A 17,729-nucleotide genomic window follows, 5' to 3' on the forward strand; every position below is an offset into this window, starting at 1 on the left:
ACTTCCCGGGCCGGTCGGGAGCCGTGACGCCCCGACCGGGCCGGCCGGCTCACCCGCTCAGGGCCGACGTCCGCTGCTCATCCGCTGACCGATCGGTGATCGGCCCGACCCGACCCGGTTCCACGTCCGGCTCGACCTCCTCCGGGCCGGGCTCGCGGGGCGTGGGGCGGCCCAGCGCGAAGACCACACAGATCACCGCGACGAACAGGTAGCCGAGCGCCACCTGGCCGTTGGCGTTCCACTCGATCCGTTCTCCGTGGATCAACCCGATGAACGACAACAGTGCACCGGAGCCGGCGAAGATCGCGGCCCGAACGAACCGCTTGTCGATGATGAAGACCACCACCGCGCCGAGCACCAGGCCGGCGAGGATCGCACCCTGACCCAGCACCAGAAGCCCGTCGTAGATCACGCCAGCGCCGTTGAGCGCATCGTCGCCGACCGCCGCGGCGGTGGTGCCCGCCGCCGCCAGAGCGTTGTCGATCTGCCCGGTCGCCCAGGCGGCGATGTTCGGAATCAGCGCGGCGACCACTGCGGCGGCGTGCGCCCTGGGGGTCGCCTGGAACGCCTGCGCCCCGATCAGCAACCCGATGTAGAGCAGAATCGGCACGATCGCCGCCGTCGGGAAGATCGCGCCGAGCAGCCCGAACATGCCGAGGAAGCAGAGCAACGCGATCACCACACCGGTCGCCATCGAGTAACCGCTGCGTCCACCCGCGGCCTTCCAACCCGGGTGACCGACATAGACGGCCGGTGGGAACGGCGAGCCGAGCGCGGCCCCGATCACCGCACCCGCGCCATCGGCGAGCAGCACGCTGCGCAGGTTGTAGTTGTCCCCCGCGGTGGCCGCGCTCTCCACGTTCGTCATTCCCTCGGTGAAGTTGTAGACACCGAGCGGGATCGCCGTCGCCAGCAGAGGCGCCATGTCGACCAGCCCGGCGAAGAGCAGGTCCAGCTTGAACGAGGGCACGGCGATCGCGATGTCCCGGGCGGCGGCCGTGACGTCCGGCACCGACATCGCACCGCCGGCCCAACCGATCGCGGTACCGAGCAGCAGTGCCGCGAGTCCGATCGGGAAGTTGAACGGCAACTTCACGTCGGTCAACAACCCGATCAGCAGCAGCGCGAGGACCGGCAGGGCGACCCAGGCCATCCGCCACATCTGCCCGGCGGGGTTCATCGAGATGAACGTGATGGAGATTCCCGCAAGGGTGCCGAGCAGCGCGGCCCGTGGCGCGTACCGGCGGATGTACGGCCCGACGAACGCGCCGATCAGCACGATCACGCCGATGATGAAGGCCCACGCCAGCCCGGCCTCCCAGGCCCGCACCGGATCCTGGGTGCGCAGGTAGATGGGGAGCATGATGACGAAGATGACGATGAACATGTGCGGCACGCTCGGCCCGTACGGCAGGGCGGTCACGTCGGTGCGGTTCTCCCGTCGAGCCAGCCGGCGGGCCAGGTAGGTGTAGTAGATGTTTCCGGCGACCAGGGCGATGCCCAGTGCCGGCAGGATGGTGCCGAACACCTCCCCCTCGGGGAGGTTCACCACGGCGAGGCAGAGCCCGGTCAGGGTGAGCACGTTGACAAGGACGTTGACGCCGAATCCGAAGAACGCGTTGGTGTCGCCGCGGACCCAGTACGGCAGCGCGACGCTTGTTGGTTTGGTCGAGACCATGACTGCTCCCGGTCAGGAGGAGGGCTGCAACACGGGGGTGGCGGGTAGCGCGGCGCGTACCTGCGCCGAGTCGGCGACCCAGCCGAAGATGCCGCCCTGGGCGGCGATCATGTCGAGCCCGACCCGGTGGAATTCCGGGAAGTAGGACCCGACGCAGTCGGCGAGCACGAGGCACTCGTACCCGCGGTCGTTGGCTTCCCGGACGGTGGTGTGCACGCAGACCTCGGTGGTGACCCCGGTGACCAGGAGGCTACGGATACCCCGACCGGCGAGCAGGACGTCCAGGTTGGTGGCGTGGAAGGCACCCTTGCCGGGCTTGTCGATGACCGGCTCGTCGGGCAGCGGCCTCAGCTCGTCGATGATGTCGTGGCCGTACTCGCCGCGGACGAGGATGCGACCCTTGGGTCCGGGATCACCGATCCGCCTGCTGGGCGCACCGCGGCTGAGCTTGGCCGGCGGACAGTCGGACAGGTCGGGCAGGTGCCCCTCGCGGGTGTGCACGACACTCAGGCCGACGGCACGGACGGCGGCCAGCAGCGCCGCGAGCGGTGCGATGGTGCGGCGCAACTGGCCGACGTCGTTGCCCAGGCTCTCACCGAACCCGCCGGGCTCCAGAAAGTCGCGCTGCATGTCGATGACGAGCAGCGCCGTGGTCGAGATGTCGAAGGCGTACGGGCCGGGCCGCGCCGCCGCGATGGTCACCATGGGCGCACCTCACTTCGCCGTGGCGGCGATGACGTCGTGGGATGTGGTGACGCAGCCGAAGACGCCGCCCTGCATGGTCACCATGTGCAGTGCCGCGTCGTGGTTGGCCTTGTCGGTGGCGCCGGTGCAGTCGGAGAGGATGAGGCACTCGTACCCCCGGTCGTTCGCCTCGCGCATCGTGGTGTGCACGCAGACGTCGGTGGTGATGCCGGTGAGGATCAGGTGGGTGATGCCTCGGGTGCGAAGAATCAGGTCGAGGTTGGTGGCATAGAAGGCTCCCTTGCCCGGCTTGTCGATGATCACCTCGCCGGCCACCGGGGCGACCTCGGGCACGATCTGCCAGCCCGGCTCACCCCTGATGAGGATTCGGCCGCTCGGGCCTGCGGCACCGATCTCGGCGCCGATCCGCGCCGACCGCCAGCGCTTGTTCGCCGGCAGGTCGGACAGCTCGGGGTCGTGTCCCTCCCGGGTGTGCACGACCAGCATCCCGAGTGATCGGGCATGCTCCAGCAGCCGGGCGGTGGCCGGCAGGCCGGCCCGGGTGAGGCTGATGTCGTAACCCATCGCGTCGACGTAGCCGCCGGGTCCACAAAAGTCGATCTGCCAGTCGATGCAGAGCAGTGCGGTACGCGCGGTGTCCGCCACGCCGTCGTAGGGCCACGGGTAGGGGTTGGCCGTTACCGGCCCGATGCTGCCCATCCTCTCGCCTCCTGTCGTGATCGCTGATGCTGGCGCGTCAGCGCCGGGCGGCGGATCGCCGGTAGGCCCGCCACCCGCCGCTGGCGCTGATGTCCTCGGCCGGCGGGCCCGCCGCGTACGCTTCGCAGAGGAAACCGAGCACGTCACGTCCGTCGTGCAGCTGAACCCAGCCGAGCGAGAGGGGTGCTGGCACTCCGGCCAGCAACCCACCGAGAGCCGCGCTGGGCAGCCGCCACAGCTCGACCTCGATCGGGTGACCGTTCGCCCCGTCCGGTCCGATCCGGACCAGGCCTGGCAGCCCTTCGCCATCGGGCGTGTCCATCCGGTACAGCCGGTAGAGCGGCGCGGTGCGGGCGGTACCGGCGAGGACCGCGCCGCGCCCGAGCAGCTCGCCGTTGCGGGATTCGCCGGTCAGGTGCCGGCCGACCACTGCGACAAGCAGTTCAGCCGAGCGCTGGGGCGGCGGCGGACTCGCCTCGACCATCTGGGTCGACGGCCCGCCCTCGGTGACCGCGGCGGCCAGCCTGGCCAGGGTGGTGTCGCTGAACGCCGGGCCGACCAGGGTCAGGCTCGCCGGGCGGCCGGAGCTGGTGAACCCGTTGGGTACGGTCACCGCGGCCAGGTCGAGCAGATTCGCGAACTGGGTGTAGCGGCCGAGCATCGCGTTGCGCCCGATCGGATCCTCGGCGATCTCGTCGAGCGTGAAGGTGGTGCCGACGGTGGGCACCACCAGCACGTCGACGTCCTGCCAGAGCTGGTCGACCTGGGCTCGCAGTTCGCGCAGGCGGTGCTGACCGCGGAAGGCGTCGATGGCGTCGTAGCGACGCCCGGTCTCCAGTACGGCACGGGTCACCTCGAGGACCGACTCGGGGTGCGACCGCAGGAAGCCGTCCAGGGCGACGAGCCGCTCGGCCACCCAGGGCCCCCGGTAGAGCAGGTCGCCCGCCTCGAAGAAGGCACCGAGCGGCACCGACCGACGGGACCCGACGTAGGTGTGCAGTCGTTCCACCCCCGCCGCGAACCGGGCCTGCTGCCCGCTGTCGCCGAAGAACTCCAGGTCCTCCGCCCGGGGCACCCCGAGGCGGAGCGTCCCCGGCAGGCGGGGAACCACCCGCTCGGCCGGGAATGGACGCCCCCAGGGGTCGGCCGAAGTGACCGCCCGGGCGGCGTGCAGCACGTCGAGGGCGCCAGCCACGTCGGGGGTGAAGACCGACACGCAGTCCAGTGAGCGGCAGGCGGGCACCACGCCGGCCGTACTGAGCAGACCCCGGGTGGGCTTGAGGCCGACAATCCCGTTGAGCGCCGCCGGCACCCGACCGGAGCCGGCGGTGTCCGTACCCAGGGCGAAGCTGACCTGGCCCGCAGCTACGGCGACCGCTGAGCCGGAGCTGGAACCCCCGGAGATGAGGCCGCCGCCGAACACGCTCTGGCAACTGCCGTACGGCGAGCGGGCGCCGGTCAGACCGGTGGCGAACTGGTCGAGGTTGGTCTTGCCGACAAGCAGCGCGCCGGCGTCGAGGAGTCGCCGCACCACTGGCGCGTCCTCGACGGCCTCGTACCCGAAGTCGGGGCAGCCCGCCGTGGTGACCATGCCGGCCACGTCGATGTTGTCCTTCACCGCGAACGGGATCCCGTACAGCGGCAGCGCGGGATCGCCGTAGCGGCTCAGCGACTCGGCGCGCTCACGCAGACGATCGGCCGGGACGGTGCTGATCCAGACCGGTCCGTCGTCGTGCCCGGCGAGCCCGTCCAGGACTCGCTCGGCCTGGTCCGCCGGGGTCAGGCTGCCCTCACGGTACGCCGACCGAAGCTCCGAAATGGACCCCACTCGCTCTGGCATACTGTCGATTGTCGACTGTTCTGTTACGGGAACCCGCGCGTCACGTAACGACAACATGACGGCGCGTGGCCCTGACTCCGCCGGGCCACGGCCGACCTCGGCTAGCCCAGATACGAGCGAGCGCCGTGCCCGGAGAGCACGGTGAGCACCTCTTCCGGGTCTCCCCCGGCGACCGCCTCGAACAACCGCTCATGCCGGTGGACACCGTCCAGCGGCTGCGCCAGCTCCGCCTCCCGGCGCAGGTTGATCGCCATGTAGAGCTGAAGCTTCACCAGGATCGAGCCGTACACAGCGGAAAGCTGACGGTTACCGGCGAGCGCCACAAGCGCGACGTGGAACTCCCGGTGCGACTCGGCGACCGCCATCCGGTCGCCGGCCCGGGTCGCCTCCCTCAACTGGTCCAGCGTCGCCCGCAGTCCGGCGAGGTCACTCTCCCTGGCGACCGGGATCCCCGCCCGTACCGAGAAGCGTTCCAGCACGTCACGCAGCTCGTACAGCTCCCGCACGTCGCGGTCCGACAGGGTGGCGACCCGAACACCGCGCCGGGGCACGTGCTCGACCAGCCCCTGCTGGGCCAGCAGCCGCAGCGCCTCCCGCAACGGAGCCCGGCTGATCCCCAGCCGCCGGGTCAGCTGCTCCTCCACCAGGCGCTCGCCCGGGTCACTCTTGCCGCTGAGGATTTCCCGGGTCAGCCGAGAGACGGCGAGGTCCACCAGGCTGACGCTCTCCAGCTCACCATCCACCGTCGATGCGGCCACGTCGTCCACGCCGATGAGTCTGCCACCTGCCGCCGGACGACCCGCGTCTGCGCGCCCCCGGTGGGACCGGGTCGCCTACGCCTCCACCCACAAACGCCCGACCACGGCGTCAGGCGACGCAGAACTCGTTGCCCTCGGGGTCGAGCATGACGACGTGCCCGAGGACATCGCCGTAGCACTCCTCGCGGACCACAGTCGCGCCGGCGGCAACCAGTTCGGGCACCCTCTGCCGGATCAGCCGGGCGCGCTCGACCATGTCGCCGGAGTCAGGCCCGGCCACCCGGATGTCGATGTGCATGCGATTCTTGGCGGACTTGCCTTCGGGGACCTTGAGGAAGCCGATGGCCGGGCCCCGACCGTCCGGGTCGACGATGGACGCGTTGTCGGGCTCGTCGAAACCGGGTTCCTTGACATAGCCGAGGGCCAACGCCCAGAAGGCAGCGATCCGCTGGGGATCATCGGCGTCGCAGCCCAGGGTCCAGAGAGTGGCCATCGAGCCAACGTACGCGACTTGTGACACCGTGTCACCAGCAGGCCGGGCGGCAGCATCGGCGTGGGTACGACGGTGGCTCAGTGGCCACGGAACGCCTCCTCCAACCACCACGAGCCGCGCGCGGCGCTGACCTTGGCGTCGATCACCAGCGGTCGGGTACGGGGACCAGCGAGCCAGTGGCGTACCGGTTCCAGGTCGTCGACGGACCGGACGGTCAACCCGTCGCAGCCGTAGCCACCGGCGATCGCGGCCAGGTCGGTCTCGGGGAAGGTGACCGTCTCCAACGGGTGCCCGTCCGGCCCGAAGTGGTGCACCTCCGCCCCGTACGCCGCGTCGTTGTAGATCACCACGAGCAGGGGTAGCGCCAGCCGGACGGCGGTGACCAGTTCGGTGGCGGACATGACGAAGCCACCGTCGCCGACCGCGGCGACGGTGAGCCGGTCCGGGCGGGCGACCGCCGCGCCGAGCGCACTGGCCAGCCCGAGCCCGACCGACTGGAACGCCTGGGTGAAACAGAATCCGGCCACGTCCGGCACGTCGAGCCACATCGACGGGTAGCCCATGAAGTTGCCGGAGTCGACCACCACCGTCCGGTCGGCCGGCAGCAGGTCGTCCAGGGCGGTCGAGAGCGTCCTCGGGTCGATCGTCGCCGGGGCGCCGGCCCGCGCCGGCGCACTCTCGTCCCGGTACGGAACGGTCCGCCACCGGCCGTGGTCGCGGATCCGCTGTGCCAGCTCCGGCGTACGCCACCCGCCGGTGGTCGCGCCCGCGGGCCCGGTGGGGTCGACGCTCAGGCGAGCGAGCAGCGCCTCGGCGACAGTCGCCACTCCGCCGGCCACCGTCAGGTCGACCGGACGGTTCACTCCGAACGCGGTCGGGTCACGGTCGACCTGGACGACGACCGCGGCGGGCGGGATCAGTTCGCCGTGCCGGGTGGTCCACATGTTCAGCGTGCTGCCCCAGGCGACGACCAGATCCGCCCCGCCGATCAGCTCGGCGGTGAGCGGGGTGGCGAAGCCGCCGGCCACGTCGAGGTTCCACGGGTTCCCGGCGAACAGCCCCTTCGCCGCGGCTGAGACCGCGAGCAACGCGCCGCACGCGTCGGCGAGCCGGATCAGCGGTTCCCGGGCCGAGCGGGCGCCCCGACCGGCGATGAAGACCGGTCGGCGGGCGGCCTGGAGCGCGGCCAGCAACGGCTCGACATGCGGGGCGGTGACCGGGGTCGGCGCGGCCGCGGGGACCGGGCCGGACCATGGTTCGGTCACTGCTTGCTGCACCTGCAACGGGAGGCCCAGCACCACTGTCGCGCCCCGGGCGGCGGCCCGGTAGGCCGCGCCCGCGTCCTCGGCCGCGTGCGTCGCGCGTACCCGGTGGAAGTCGGCCCCGACCGCGGCGGCGAGTGCCGGCAGGTCGATGAAGAAGTTCGACCGCGGCGCGGTCGCCTCCGGGGCCAGGACCACCATCGGGGTACGGCTCTTCGCCGCCTCGGTGAGGCCGGTCAGCGCGTTGGTGACGCCGGGGCCCTGGTGCACCGAGAGCAGCCCCACCGTCCCGGCGGTGCGGGCGTACCCGTCTGCCATGCTCGCCGCGCCGCCCTCGTGGGCCGCCGCCACGAACCGGGCGCCGGCCGCGACGAGCGCGTTCGTGACATGGAAGTTGCCACTGCCGACCACCCCGAAGACGTGCCGTGCGCCGTGTCCGTGCAGGACCCGCCCGACCACCTCGGCTACCCGCATCGGTGGTCCGGCCTACCGTTCGACCAGCGCGAGGACCCGGCACGGGCTGCCCGACCCGGAGACGATGGGCAGCGGCCCGGCGATCACCACCGCGCCGGTCGCCGGCAACTGCGCCAGGTTACGAAGCTGGGTCAGGCCGTACTTGTCCTGGCCCAGCAGGAACGAGTGGCACGGGAACGGCGGGTCGAACGAGTGCGCGGCGCCCGCGTCGGTCCCGACCGTCTCCACCCCGACGCCCTGGATCGGCGACTCCTCGGCCAGCCAGCGGGCGCACTCCACGGAGATGCCCGGGGTACGCCCGGCGTTGGCGTACCGCTCCGGGTCGTCGCCGTACGCGTCCCAGCCGGTGCGGTAGAGCAGCCAGCCACCGCTGGGCAGGGCACCATGTTCCGCCTCCCATGCCTTGACGTGCTCGACCTCGAGCAGGAAGTCGGGATTCTCGGCGGCGTCGGCGGCGTGGTCGATCACCACCGCCGGGGCGATCAACTGGCTCACCGGAACCTGCGACACGTCCGCGCCCTGCTGACCGGTGACCCAGTGCACCGGGGCGTCGAAGTGGGTGCCGGTGTGCTCACCGGTGGAGAAGTTGTTCCAGTACCAGGCCGGACCCCTGTCGTCGTACCGGCTGATCTCGCTGAGTTGAAACGGCCAGGTCTGGCCGAACTGCTCGGGCAGACCCAGGATCGGGGTCTGGTCCGAGAGCGGAGCGGTGAGGTCGACAACCTGGATCCGGCCGCTGGAGAGAGCGGCGACAAACTCCTGCAGCACCGTCATGCGGCGACGGTACACCCGCTCATACTCCAGATAGGACCGACGCCCACAAGCTGATCCCTCCGTGTCGGACCGGGGCGGTCACTCGGCGGGCAGGGGCCTCACGTCGGAGCCACGACACTGTTGATCTCGCTCCTGACGTGCCGTCGGCGTCGCGTCGGCGTCTAGGCTGCTGGGATGGCCGACGCCGACCTGGTGACGAACGAGGAGCGCCTGAGACGTATCGAGGCGATCACCGACGCCGCCCTGTCGGGGCTCAACATCGCCGAGTTGCTCGACGAGCTCCTTGAGCGGGTCCGGGACCTGCTCAAGGTCGACACCGCCACCATTCTGCTGCTCGACGACCACACCGGCGAGCTCGTCGCGACCGCGGCCAAGGGCCTGGAGGAGGAGGTGCGCCGCGGTTTCCGCATCCGGGTCGGGCGCGGCTTCGCCGGCCGAGTGGCAGCGACACGGACCCCGGTCACGATCGACAACGTGACACCCGACGACGTGGTGAATCCGATCCTGCTCGCCACGGGCATACGTGCCCTGCTGGGCGTGCCCATGCTCGTCAACGGCAACCTTGTCGGCGTACTGCACGTCGGCTCTCTGGCCCTGCGGCGGTTCGGTCCCGACGACGTGCGGCTGTTGCAGCTCGTTGCCGATCGCGCCGGCCTGGCAGGGCAGGCCCGAGCACAGGTTCTCGACCGGCAGGCGGCGCTGGCCCTGCAACGCAGCCTGCTACCCGGCCGGCTGCCCGACATCCCCGGCCTGGACCTGGCCGCCCGGTACGTGCCCGGCCACGACCTCGGCATCGGTGGCGACTGGTACGACGTGTTCACGTTGCCGTCGGGCTGGCTGGGTGCCGTCATCGGTGATGTCTCCGGCCACGGGCTGCCGTCCGCCGTCGTCATGGGACGCATCCGCAGCGCGCTACGCGCCTACGCTCTCGATACCGACGATCCCGCCACGGCGCTGACCTCCCTCGACCGCAAGATCCACCACTTCGAGGCGGGCAGCCTCACCACCGCCGTCTACGCCCTGATCGCACCCGACCGCACGACTGTGCACCTCTCCTCCGCAGGCCACCTGCCACCACTGCTGGCCGTCCCCGGCCACCCCACCCGGCCTGTCAACCTGACGGTGGACCGCCCACTCGGCGTGGGTCGACCAACAGTCGATCGCCGCACCACCGTTCTGGACCTACCGCCGGGTGCGGCGCTCGTCCTCTACACCGACGGACTGGTCGAACGCCGCAGCGAAGTGATCGACACCGGCATCCAGCGTCTCGCCGACGCGGTGAAGTCGGGGCCAGCCGAGGCGTTGTGCGACCACATCATGATCACCACCGCGGAGGAGCGTCCCAACGACGACATCGCTCTGCTGGTCATCCGCCGCCTGAGCCACTGAACGTCGTCGTCCTCGCCCACCAACTCGTCGGCGCCGAGGTGTTCACCGCCCTGTACCGCGTCAGCGCCTCGTTGCGCCAGGTCGGCCAAGCGCCGCTCAACTCAGCTCCGGTTTGTCGGCAATAGACAGGGGTACCAGCTTCGCAGTGCTTCGGACGGGGACCCGGGGCGACACGGCCGCCACCGCTCAGGTCCAGGAGGCAGTCAATGCGAGCAATGGTCTACCGCGGTCCGTACCGCCTGCGGGTCCAGGAGAAGGACCGTCCCGCCATCGAACATCCCAACGACGCGATCATCAAGGTGACCCGAGCGGCGATCTGCGGGTCCGACCTGCACCTCTACCACGGAATGATGCCCGACACCCGGGTCGGGATGACCTTCGGTCACGAGTTCGTCGGCGTGGTCGACGAGGTCGGTCCGTCGGTGCGCAACGTCCAGCCGGGTGACCGCGTCATGGTTCCCTTCAACGTCTACTGCGGGTCGTGCTTCTTCTGCGCCCGAGGGCTGTTCAGCAACTGCCACAACGTCAACCCCAACGCCACAGCCGTCGGCGGCATCTACGGCTACTCACACACCTGCGGCGGCTACGACGGCGGTCAGGCCGAGTACGTCCGGGTGCCGTTCGCCGACATCGGCCCGAGCCTGATCCCCGAGTGGATGGACGACGACGACGCCGTCCTGCTCACCGACGCGCTCGCCACCGGTTACTTTGGCGCGCAGCTCGGTGACATCGTCGAGGGTGACGTGGTCGTGGTCTTCGGTGCCGGACCCGTGGGCCTGTACGCCGCGAAGTCGGCCTGGCTGATGGGCGCCGGCCGGGTCATCGTCATCGACCATCTCGACTACCGGCTGGAGAAGGCCGCGTCGTTCGCCCACGCCGAGACCTACAACTTCGGCGAGTACGACGACATCGTCGTGCACCTGAAGAAGATCACCGACCACCTGGGCGCCGACGTGGCCATCGACGCCGTCGGCGCGGAGGCGGACGGCAACCTCCTCCAGCACGTCACCGCCGCGAAGCTGAAACTGCAGGGTGGCTCCCCGGTCGCCCTCAACTGGGCGATCGACGCGGTACGCAAGGGCGGCAACGTCTCGGTGATGGGCGCGTACGGGCCGATGTTCAGCGCGGTCAAGTTCGGTGACGCGCTGAACAAGGGCCTGACCCTGCGGATGAACCAGTGCCCGGTGAAGCGGCAGTGGCCGCGCCTGTTCGAGCACATCCGCAACGGCTACCTCAAGCCCAGCGACATCGTGACCCACCGGATTCCGCTGGAGCACATCGCCGAGGCGTACCACATCTTCTCCGCCAAGCTCGACGGCTGCATCAAGCCGCTGATCGTTCCGAACCCCGCCTGACCTGATCGGGAGCCCGACATGGCCTACACAGCAGACAAGCCGAAACTGGCCGAGTCCAGCGACGAGTTGCGTGCCCGGATCCCCGGCTGGGGTGTCGACCTGGACCCGAAGGACCGACCCTCGGTGCCGCAGGAGCGGTTCGACCCGACCCTCAACGGTGCGCACTGGGAGTTCCCCGAGCGGCAGCCTGAGAAGTGGCCGAGGGAGCGGTCGATCGAGCACAAGTTCCTCACCCCGGTGTTCGGTACCTCGTGCCCGCCCAGAGGCCTGTCCGGGGTGATCCGTCGGTACTCCTACCGCAGGTACAGCGAGGGACGGGCCGCCCACTGGCTGCTCCTGCTCGCTGCCGACCGGGTGGACGCGGTCGAGGGCACCTTGGCGTCGTTCCTGACCCGCCACCCTGACAATCCGATCACCGAAACCGGTGTCCTGAGCGAGTTCACGCACCACGGGCTCTCGTCCCGGCTGAGCGGCAAGCGGGTCGACCGCGTCCACCATCCGCTCGACCCGGTCCTCGTCGCCGCGCCCTGGGTGCTGGCCGCGGGGGTCGCCTACCTGGCTCTCCGCCGGGTCGCCGGCCGCACAAGGAACTAAGCCGGCCTCTGCGGTGGAGCCGCGCCGAGACACTCTCCCTGGCGGCACCGAACATCGAACGCCCCGCTTCAACCCACCTGCGCGCCACTAGTGGAGGTCGGGGTGTCGCGCGACGCGGACGGCAACCCGGCCAGGGTCAGCAGGTAGTCAGCTGCCAAGTCACCTTCGTCACGTTGACCGGTATATACAGGTTTCCCCCGGTCCCGCCGGCAGGAGCGCAGTTCTTGAAGGGAATCGACGAGCCGAAAGTGAACCCGGATATCACGGCGTCGCGACCTGTGCCGTTGTAGAAGTTGAACCCCTGGATGCTGCCGGTCCACTCGCTGTTGGTCGTCAGAGACGGCGTCTCCACGGGACCCTGCGGCGGGTGATTCCAGTTGGGCCAGATGCAGAGCATGCCCTGCGGGCAGTTCCCGGACCCCCAGCCTTGTATCGACACTCCGGGTGCTGCCGCCGAGGCGGCGGGGGCGGTGGCCAGCACGCCTGCGACGGACGCGGCGATGGCGATGGATTTCAACAGCACGGTTCACCTGGTTTCATAGATGCCGGTAGATGTCGAATTTAAACTACCTGCGGAAAATTGACAGGTCAACCACCTGAAACGACGTAGTCCGGGCGGGACGCTGCACGTCCTCGATCTCGGCCGCTGGCTGTGCCGTCAGACCAGTCGGCGGCGGACCCACCAGAGGGAGAACAGGGACAGCGCGACGGTCAGCGCGAACAGCGCGCCGAACTCCAGCCATTGCAGGTCCCAGAACTTCGAGCCGGGCACGTAGCTCACCTTCAGGCTGAGGTTCTGCTTCCCCAGCCAACTCTGGCACGCCTCGCGCCCACCGGACGCCCTCGGCCCGCACTGGGTCATATCGGCCGGACCAGTGAACTCCGCTCCGGTCGAGGTGATCGTGGTGCTCGACACGATCCAGTCACCCCTGCGGTCGGGCTCGACATGGATCGTCATCCGCCCTGTGTCAGGGCTCATCGAGATCCCGTAATCACCGTCGAACTGCAGGGGGCTGACCGTGGTGACCGGCTGAGCCAGCCAGGGGCGCACCACGAACGGCGCGGCGATCTGCAGGCTGACCACCACCAGCAGGGTCACCGCCATCGCGGCGAGAGTCCGCCGCAGCAGCAGCCCGGTGGCGACACCCACCACGAAGGCCAGCGTGGCATAGCCGATCGGCACAATCCCCCGGGCCGCGAACACCAGCGGGTTCATCCGGTCCGCCGAGGCTCCGTCGATCGGCTGCGCCCACTCGGTCAGCACCAGGCTGAGCAGGCCGGCACCGAGCGCGGCGGCACCGCAGCCGGCCGCCAGTTTGACCAGCAGCCAGCGGCCGCGGCTGACGGACTGGCTGAAGACCATGCGGTACGTGCCGGACTCCAACTCCCGGGCCACCAGGGGTGCGCCCCAGAAGATGCCCACCAGGGCGGGCAGCAGGTACAGGGCCCCGATGGCGGCGATGTGGAACTCACTCGCCCATCCCGGTTGCAACGCCTGCAGGAACGCCTCGCCGGCGGCACGACAGGCATCGCCCTGGCAGCCGGTGTACCCGGTCTGCGTGGCCAGCTCCGTCACCTCCGACCAGGTCAGCGCCAGACCGCCCAGGAGCACCAGCAACAGGGCGCCCGTGGCCAGGGCCGGAGTCCGGAACTGCCGCCACGTCATCCAGATCATCGCTGTCCCTCCAGAACCCGACCCGTGCCGTCGCCGGTGGCACCGCTCATGTACGCCAGCACGATGTCCTCCAGGTCCAGCCGGTCGACCTGCCAGGACGGGTCGACGATCGGCGCGGTGCTGCGCACCACCAGTGTCGACTGCACCTCGGTGTGACTCTGCTCGACCAGGGCTCGCCCGGCGCCCAGGTCGGCGGTGTCGCGCCGCCGCCCGACCAGACGGTGGTGGGTGGCGAGCAGGTCGTCCACGTCGCCGGCCACCCGCACCCGAGAGGCGACCAGCACGATCAGGTGGTCGCAGACCCGTTCCAGGTCGGCGACCAGATGGGAGGACATCACGATGCTCATGCCCTGCTCGGCGGTCAGCTCCATCAACCCCTGCAGGAAACTGCGCCGGGCGAGCGGGTCGAGTGCCGCCACCGGCTCGTCGAGCAGCAGCAGATTGGGACGCTTCGCCGCGGCGACGGTCAGGGCCAGTTGGGCGCGCTGGCCACCGGAGAGCTTGCCCGCCTTCTGTGCCGGATCCAGGCCGACCTGGGCGATGCGCCGCTCGGCGAGCGCCGCGTCCCAGGACGGGTTGAGGTGCGCGCCCATCCGCAGGTGGTCGGCAACGGTCAGGCCGGCGTAGACCGGGGTGTCCTGGGCGACGAACCCGACCCGCGGCGACCCGCTGACCGGCCGCGCGCCGAGCACCTCGATCCGCCCTGCGGTCGGATCGAGCAGCCCACAGGCCAGTTGCAGCAACGTGGACTTACCGGCGCCGTTCGGCCCGACCAGGCCCACGACGTGACCGGCCGGAATGTCCAGAGTGCAGTCCTTCAGTGCGGAGCGCCGCCCGTACCGCTTGGTCAGACCGTCCGCGATCAGGGCGCTAGTCATCCTCGGGCCTCCGAAAATGCCCGAAAGCTGCTGAGGAAGAGCGCCTCGATGCTCTCGTCGTCCAGGCCCGCCTCCCGTGCCTCGGTCAGCCAGCGGGCCAGGCCCTGCCGCAGCGGCTCGTGCTTGCTCAGCGAGTCGCCGCCGAGCGTGCGGGTGACGAACGTGCCCAGCCCGGGCCGAGCGGTGACCAGGCCCTCGTACTCCAACTCGCGGTACGCCTTGGACACGGTGTTCGGATTGATCGCGACCCGGGCCACCACCTCCTTCACGGTGGGCAGCTTGTCGCCTTCGTTCAGGACTCCGAGCCGGAGCGCGTGCCGTACCTGTCGGATGAGCTGCATGTACGGCGCGACCCCGGACCGCGCGTCCAGGTGAAACTCGATCACCTCACCACCCCATTTCACTAGTTGCCTAGCACAATAGGGCCATGACGGGCCTGTCCGCCAGTAGACGACGCTTCTCGCACCACGGATCCCGAGGCGACCACCCGTCCAGTCACGGGCGCGGCGTGGGCCGGTCAGTTCTGGAGGCCGCCCTAGCGGCTCTCCTCGTCGAGCAGTGGTTCAAGTTGGCGAAGCAGGGTCGCCCGGTTGACGTTGGGGGGCAGCTCGATCCGCAGGCTGATGTTCGCCCCCTCGACCGTCAACACCGCCGGCTTCTGATGGTTGCGCAGGCGCCAGTTGCGTATCGCGGCGACCAAAGACTCCGCCTGTGGCTGCAGCGTGGCCAGGGTGGCGAGATTCGCCAACACCGCGATTCCCTCGATCGCCACGGTGATCGCACCGCTGTCGCGAACCCCCTCGTAGGGCAGATCGAGTTCCTCGATCACTTCAGCAGGTAGCAGTAGCTTGACGCTTGTCACTTGTTCCCTCTCACGAGTGAGGCGATTCGCTCCTGCACGGCTGGGTCCAACTCGCGGAGCGTGGCCGAGGCAACCCCGCCGCTGAAGTAGCCCTGCACGTGATGGATCCCCAGCCGAAAGATCTCGTAGAGACTGACCGGGGCGTCATCGTCGAAGCCCTCGACGATGACGGTCCTCGGCTGCCCGGTCTGCCCCTGGTCGCTGGCGTAGCGAGCGACGCGCGCCACGAGTGCGAGTTCCTCCAACGCCATAGGGTGGTGCAGGATCGCCCGGTCGACCTTGATCTGGGTGAGCGGAAGCTCGGCCATACGCGCCAGCGATGCGTAACCCACCCCGAAGTCGTCGACTGCGAAACTGATTCGGAGTTCCCGCGCGAGTGTCGTCAGCCGGTTGTGGAAGTAGACCAGGGGCTCCTGCGGCCATCGCTCGCCCGGCTCCGGTGTGATCGGATCCTGCTCGGAGATCTCCAACGTCAAGGTTCGCGGATGCAGCCCTGCCTCGGCGAGCGCCTTGCTCACCTGATTGAGGTACGCGTCGCTGAGCAGCGAGCGGACCGCCACGTTGACCGACAACGGCTTGGTGCCCTGCCATCCTGACGCCGCGTCGGCCTCGGCGTAGGAGTGGATCGCCTTGGCCGCGAGGATCGCGTCACGCTCGACGACGAAACGGTCACCCCAGTCGTGGGCCATGCGCAATGCGGCCAAAGGAGCACGCCGCTCCCGGTCGTTGCGGCGGGCCAGGGCCTCGAAACTCTGCACGCTGACCCCGGTGGCGCGCTGGTCCAGCTCGACGACCGGCTGAAACACCATGATCATCGAACCGATCAGCTGTTGGTAGAGGCCGAAGGCATCCTCATACAGCTTGAGCGGAAGTCGACCGAAGGAGGTACGCAGGGCGGTCAGGACGGTCATCTCCGACTGCAACGGATCGGCCACCGGATCGGACTCCCAGACCGCACGGAGCATGACGGCCAGTGGTTCGCCCATGTCCAGCTGGGTAAGTGCCGGATCGACCACGGCGAGGTTGAGGGTGCGGTCGCTGGCGAACGAGAGAGGCACGCAGAGCATCCGGCGACCGACCCCGTGCGAGACGACAAACCCTGGCGTCGCCCTCGGATGCTTCACCCTGTCGACGGCAGCGGTCTCCAGCATCGGCGACAGGCTGTCCTTGTCGAACCGCGCCGTTCGGTCCACCACGCCGAAGCTGTTGCCCGTGAACTCGACGACCGCGACCGATTCCGCGTCGAGTGCCTGCCGGATGAGTTCGACACGTCCATCGCGTTCGCTCTGCTGAGACTGGTGCGGGGAACGGACGTCCGCACGGAAGATCCGGTCCAGCAGCTGCCGGATCGAGCTCGTCTGGTCTTCGAGCGGGTTGAGGCACGGGCGCGAGACGCCCGGGTTCGCCGGGCTGTTGAGCGCTTGGCGGTCGTGGCGGGACATCGGCGGTTGGGTCAGCACCGTGGTCGCCCCGTAGACGTGCGCCGAGTGCACCGGCGGCGGATCCATGCCCTGCTCGGCGACGAACGTCGCCATCTGCGCGAACGACACCCGTCCGGCCTCGTCACCCGCCCCGCCGCGCAGCGCCCGCAGGACATGGTGCGTCAGCGTCCCGTGGCGATGCTCGGCGCTCTCCCGGGTCACCGATCCGCTGGGGCAGGCCAGCAGCGCGTTGTGCCGTGGTCGGTCCACCGCCTCCGCGTACGACTGTAGAACCTTGATGTTGCGTCGGTCGGCATCGGCGTACACGCCTGCCTGGCAGCAGTCGAGCACCAGGAACGAGGCACCGGCGAAGGCATCGAAGATATCCCGTTTCAGAAAGGACATCCGTAACCCGTTGTCGGGTTCGCGGGCAAGCGTTTCCGGGTCAAGGTCGGCCGTGACCAGATAGGCGTCGAGCTGATCACTCCATTGCGGAACGAGGGTATGGCCGGCGAAGTAGACGAACAGAACGTCCGATGGCGCCGCGCGGAGGGCCACGTCACGCAGGAACAGCTTGATCTCGCGCCAAGTGGCGTCGCGACCGACGAACATCTGTACCGCACCGTCGTCGAAGGTGCCGATGTCTTGGTCCAACAACACATCCCGCAGGGCCAGAGCATCACTTTCGGCGTATCGAAGCGGTGGCAGTTGGACGTCGCGGCCGCACTGGTCGACCCCGATCAGGACTGCCCAACGTCTGCTCGACGCCATCAACCCCCCAGTGCGCTCGCTGCGGTGACAGTGTGAGTTCAGTTCGGTGCCGCGAGTGACACTATCGGCATCGCGGTACAGACGGCGCCCTGATCAATCAG

At 69.5% G+C, this 17,729-nt stretch carries 17 protein-coding genes; 3 read left to right on the forward strand and 14 right to left on the reverse strand.

The annotated features are described in order from the left end of the window. Positions 1–49 precede the first annotated feature (49 nt). The 8 genes from ACFYPG_RS04725 to ACFYPG_RS04760 form a co-directional block, all read right to left on the reverse strand. Positions 50–1,678, reverse strand: coding sequence for a regulator (locus ACFYPG_RS04725; RefSeq protein WP_355006368.1), 1,629 nt, complete (start codon positions 1,676–1,678; stop codon positions 50–52). A gap of 12 nt (positions 1,679–1,690) precedes the next feature. Beyond that, on the reverse strand, positions 1,691–2,383 hold the full coding sequence (locus ACFYPG_RS04730; RefSeq protein ID WP_387350301.1) for a cysteine hydrolase family protein: 693 nt from the start codon (positions 2,381–2,383) through the stop codon (positions 1,691–1,693). 9 nt (positions 2,384–2,392) lie between these two features. Then, entirely contained in the window at positions 2,393–3,082 is a 690-nt protein-coding gene (locus ACFYPG_RS04735) for an isochorismatase family cysteine hydrolase (RefSeq protein ID WP_355006370.1), read from the reverse strand. 37 nt (positions 3,083–3,119) lie between these two features. Then, on the reverse strand, positions 3,120–4,922 hold the full coding sequence (gene atzF / locus ACFYPG_RS04740) for an allophanate hydrolase (protein ID WP_355006371.1): 1,803 nt from the start codon (positions 4,920–4,922) through the stop codon (positions 3,120–3,122). A gap of 101 nt (positions 4,923–5,023) precedes the next feature. After that, positions 5,024–5,689, reverse strand: coding sequence for a GntR family transcriptional regulator (locus ACFYPG_RS04745; protein ID WP_124853711.1), 666 nt, complete (start codon positions 5,687–5,689; stop codon positions 5,024–5,026). 100 nt (positions 5,690–5,789) lie between these two features. After that, complete coding sequence (locus ACFYPG_RS04750; RefSeq protein ID WP_355006372.1) at positions 5,790–6,173, reverse strand: VOC family protein; 384 nt, start codon at positions 6,171–6,173, stop codon at positions 5,790–5,792. A gap of 77 nt (positions 6,174–6,250) precedes the next feature. Next, a complete protein-coding gene (locus ACFYPG_RS04755; RefSeq protein WP_387350304.1) occupies positions 6,251–7,909 on the reverse strand; it encodes a thiamine pyrophosphate-binding protein in 1,659 nt (552 codons plus the stop codon). A 12-nt stretch (positions 7,910–7,921) separates the two neighbouring features. Next, positions 7,922–8,683 (reverse strand): cyclase family protein, encoded by a 762-nt coding sequence (locus tag ACFYPG_RS04760; protein ID WP_355006374.1) that lies wholly within the window; start codon positions 8,681–8,683, stop codon positions 7,922–7,924. 174 nt (positions 8,684–8,857) lie between these two features. Between ACFYPG_RS04760 and ACFYPG_RS04765 the strand changes: the two genes are divergently transcribed. The 3 genes from ACFYPG_RS04765 (at position 8,858) to ACFYPG_RS04775 (ending at position 12,021) form a co-directional block, all read left to right on the forward strand. Next, the gene (locus tag ACFYPG_RS04765) at positions 8,858–10,072 is read left to right on the forward strand and encodes a PP2C family protein-serine/threonine phosphatase (RefSeq protein ID WP_387350305.1); all 1,215 of its coding nucleotides are present in this window, start codon (positions 8,858–8,860) and stop codon (positions 10,070–10,072) included. 206 nt (positions 10,073–10,278) lie between these two features. Next, the gene (locus tag ACFYPG_RS04770) at positions 10,279–11,427 is read left to right on the forward strand and encodes a zinc-dependent alcohol dehydrogenase (RefSeq protein WP_357197262.1); all 1,149 of its coding nucleotides are present in this window, start codon (positions 10,279–10,281) and stop codon (positions 11,425–11,427) included. An 18-nt stretch (positions 11,428–11,445) separates the two neighbouring features. Next, the gene (locus tag ACFYPG_RS04775) at positions 11,446–12,021 is read left to right on the forward strand and encodes a hypothetical protein (protein ID WP_387350306.1); all 576 of its coding nucleotides are present in this window, start codon (positions 11,446–11,448) and stop codon (positions 12,019–12,021) included. 136 nt (positions 12,022–12,157) lie between these two features. Here the strand turns inward: ACFYPG_RS04775 and ACFYPG_RS04780 are convergent, their stop codons facing one another. The 6 genes from ACFYPG_RS04780 to ACFYPG_RS04805 form a co-directional block, all read right to left on the reverse strand. Then, positions 12,158–12,544, reverse strand: coding sequence for a hypothetical protein (locus ACFYPG_RS04780; protein WP_387350307.1), 387 nt, complete (start codon positions 12,542–12,544; stop codon positions 12,158–12,160). Positions 12,545–12,679: 135 nt separating this feature from the next. Further along, positions 12,680–13,696 carry an ABC transporter permease subunit gene (locus ACFYPG_RS04785; RefSeq protein ID WP_387350308.1) on the reverse strand — a complete coding sequence of 339 codons (1,017 nt, stop codon included), beginning with the start codon at positions 13,694–13,696 and terminating at the stop codon, positions 12,680–12,682. Then, positions 13,693–14,574: an ABC transporter ATP-binding protein gene (locus tag ACFYPG_RS04790; RefSeq protein ID WP_387350309.1), complete on the reverse strand. Its 882-nt coding sequence runs from the start codon at positions 14,572–14,574 to the stop codon at positions 13,693–13,695. Before ACFYPG_RS04790 ends, ACFYPG_RS04785 begins: the two co-directional genes overlap by 4 nt. Continuing rightward, positions 14,571–14,960, reverse strand: coding sequence for a GntR family transcriptional regulator (locus tag ACFYPG_RS04795; RefSeq protein ID WP_124853702.1), 390 nt, complete (start codon positions 14,958–14,960; stop codon positions 14,571–14,573). The genes ACFYPG_RS04790 and ACFYPG_RS04795 overlap by 4 nt, the downstream gene beginning before the upstream one ends. Positions 14,961–15,109: 149 nt before the next feature. Continuing rightward, on the reverse strand, positions 15,110–15,436 hold the full coding sequence (locus ACFYPG_RS04800) for a hypothetical protein (RefSeq protein ID WP_355006381.1): 327 nt from the start codon (positions 15,434–15,436) through the stop codon (positions 15,110–15,112). Next, complete coding sequence (locus tag ACFYPG_RS04805; protein WP_355006382.1) at positions 15,433–17,628, reverse strand: EAL domain-containing protein; 2,196 nt, start codon at positions 17,626–17,628, stop codon at positions 15,433–15,435. The genes ACFYPG_RS04800 and ACFYPG_RS04805 overlap by 4 nt, the downstream gene beginning before the upstream one ends. Positions 17,629–17,729: the final 101 nt, after the last annotated feature.

The organism is Micromonospora sp. NPDC005553 (assembly GCF_042871765.1).
Lineage (GTDB): Bacteria > Actinomycetota > Actinomycetes > Mycobacteriales > Micromonosporaceae > Micromonospora.

What these genes read in the sequence shown, in the direction of transcription:
- ACFYPG_RS04725 (WP_355006368.1), bottom strand. Translation starts at nt 1,678, where the DNA reads ATGGTCTCGACCAAACCAACAAGCGTCGCGCTGCCGTACTGGGTCCGC.
- ACFYPG_RS04730 (WP_387350301.1), bottom strand. Translation starts at nt 2,383, where the DNA reads ATGGTGACCATCGCGGCGGCGCGGCCCGGCCCGTACGCCTTCGACATC.
- ACFYPG_RS04735 (WP_355006370.1), bottom strand. Translation starts at nt 3,082, where the DNA reads ATGGGCAGCATCGGGCCGGTAACGGCCAACCCCTACCCGTGGCCCTAC.
- atzF (WP_355006371.1), bottom strand. Translation starts at nt 4,922, where the DNA reads ATGCCAGAGCGAGTGGGGTCCATTTCGGAGCTTCGGTCGGCGTACCGT.
- ACFYPG_RS04750 (WP_355006372.1), bottom strand. Translation starts at nt 6,173, where the DNA reads ATGGCCACTCTCTGGACCCTGGGCTGCGACGCCGATGATCCCCAGCGG.
- ACFYPG_RS04755 (WP_387350304.1), bottom strand. Translation starts at nt 7,909, where the DNA reads ATGCGGGTAGCCGAGGTGGTCGGGCGGGTCCTGCACGGACACGGCGCA.
- ACFYPG_RS04760 (WP_355006374.1), bottom strand. Translation starts at nt 8,683, where the DNA reads ATGACGGTGCTGCAGGAGTTTGTCGCCGCTCTCTCCAGCGGCCGGATC.
- ACFYPG_RS04765 (WP_387350305.1), top strand. Translation starts at nt 8,858, where the DNA reads ATGGCCGACGCCGACCTGGTGACGAACGAGGAGCGCCTGAGACGTATC.
- ACFYPG_RS04770 (WP_357197262.1), top strand. Translation starts at nt 10,279, where the DNA reads ATGCGAGCAATGGTCTACCGCGGTCCGTACCGCCTGCGGGTCCAGGAG.
- ACFYPG_RS04775 (WP_387350306.1), top strand. Translation starts at nt 11,446, where the DNA reads ATGGCCTACACAGCAGACAAGCCGAAACTGGCCGAGTCCAGCGACGAG.
- ACFYPG_RS04785 (WP_387350308.1), bottom strand. Translation starts at nt 13,696, where the DNA reads ATGATCTGGATGACGTGGCGGCAGTTCCGGACTCCGGCCCTGGCCACG.
- ACFYPG_RS04790 (WP_387350309.1), bottom strand. Translation starts at nt 14,574, where the DNA reads ATGACTAGCGCCCTGATCGCGGACGGTCTGACCAAGCGGTACGGGCGG.
- ACFYPG_RS04805 (WP_355006382.1), bottom strand. Translation starts at nt 17,628, where the DNA reads ATGGCGTCGAGCAGACGTTGGGCAGTCCTGATCGGGGTCGACCAGTGC.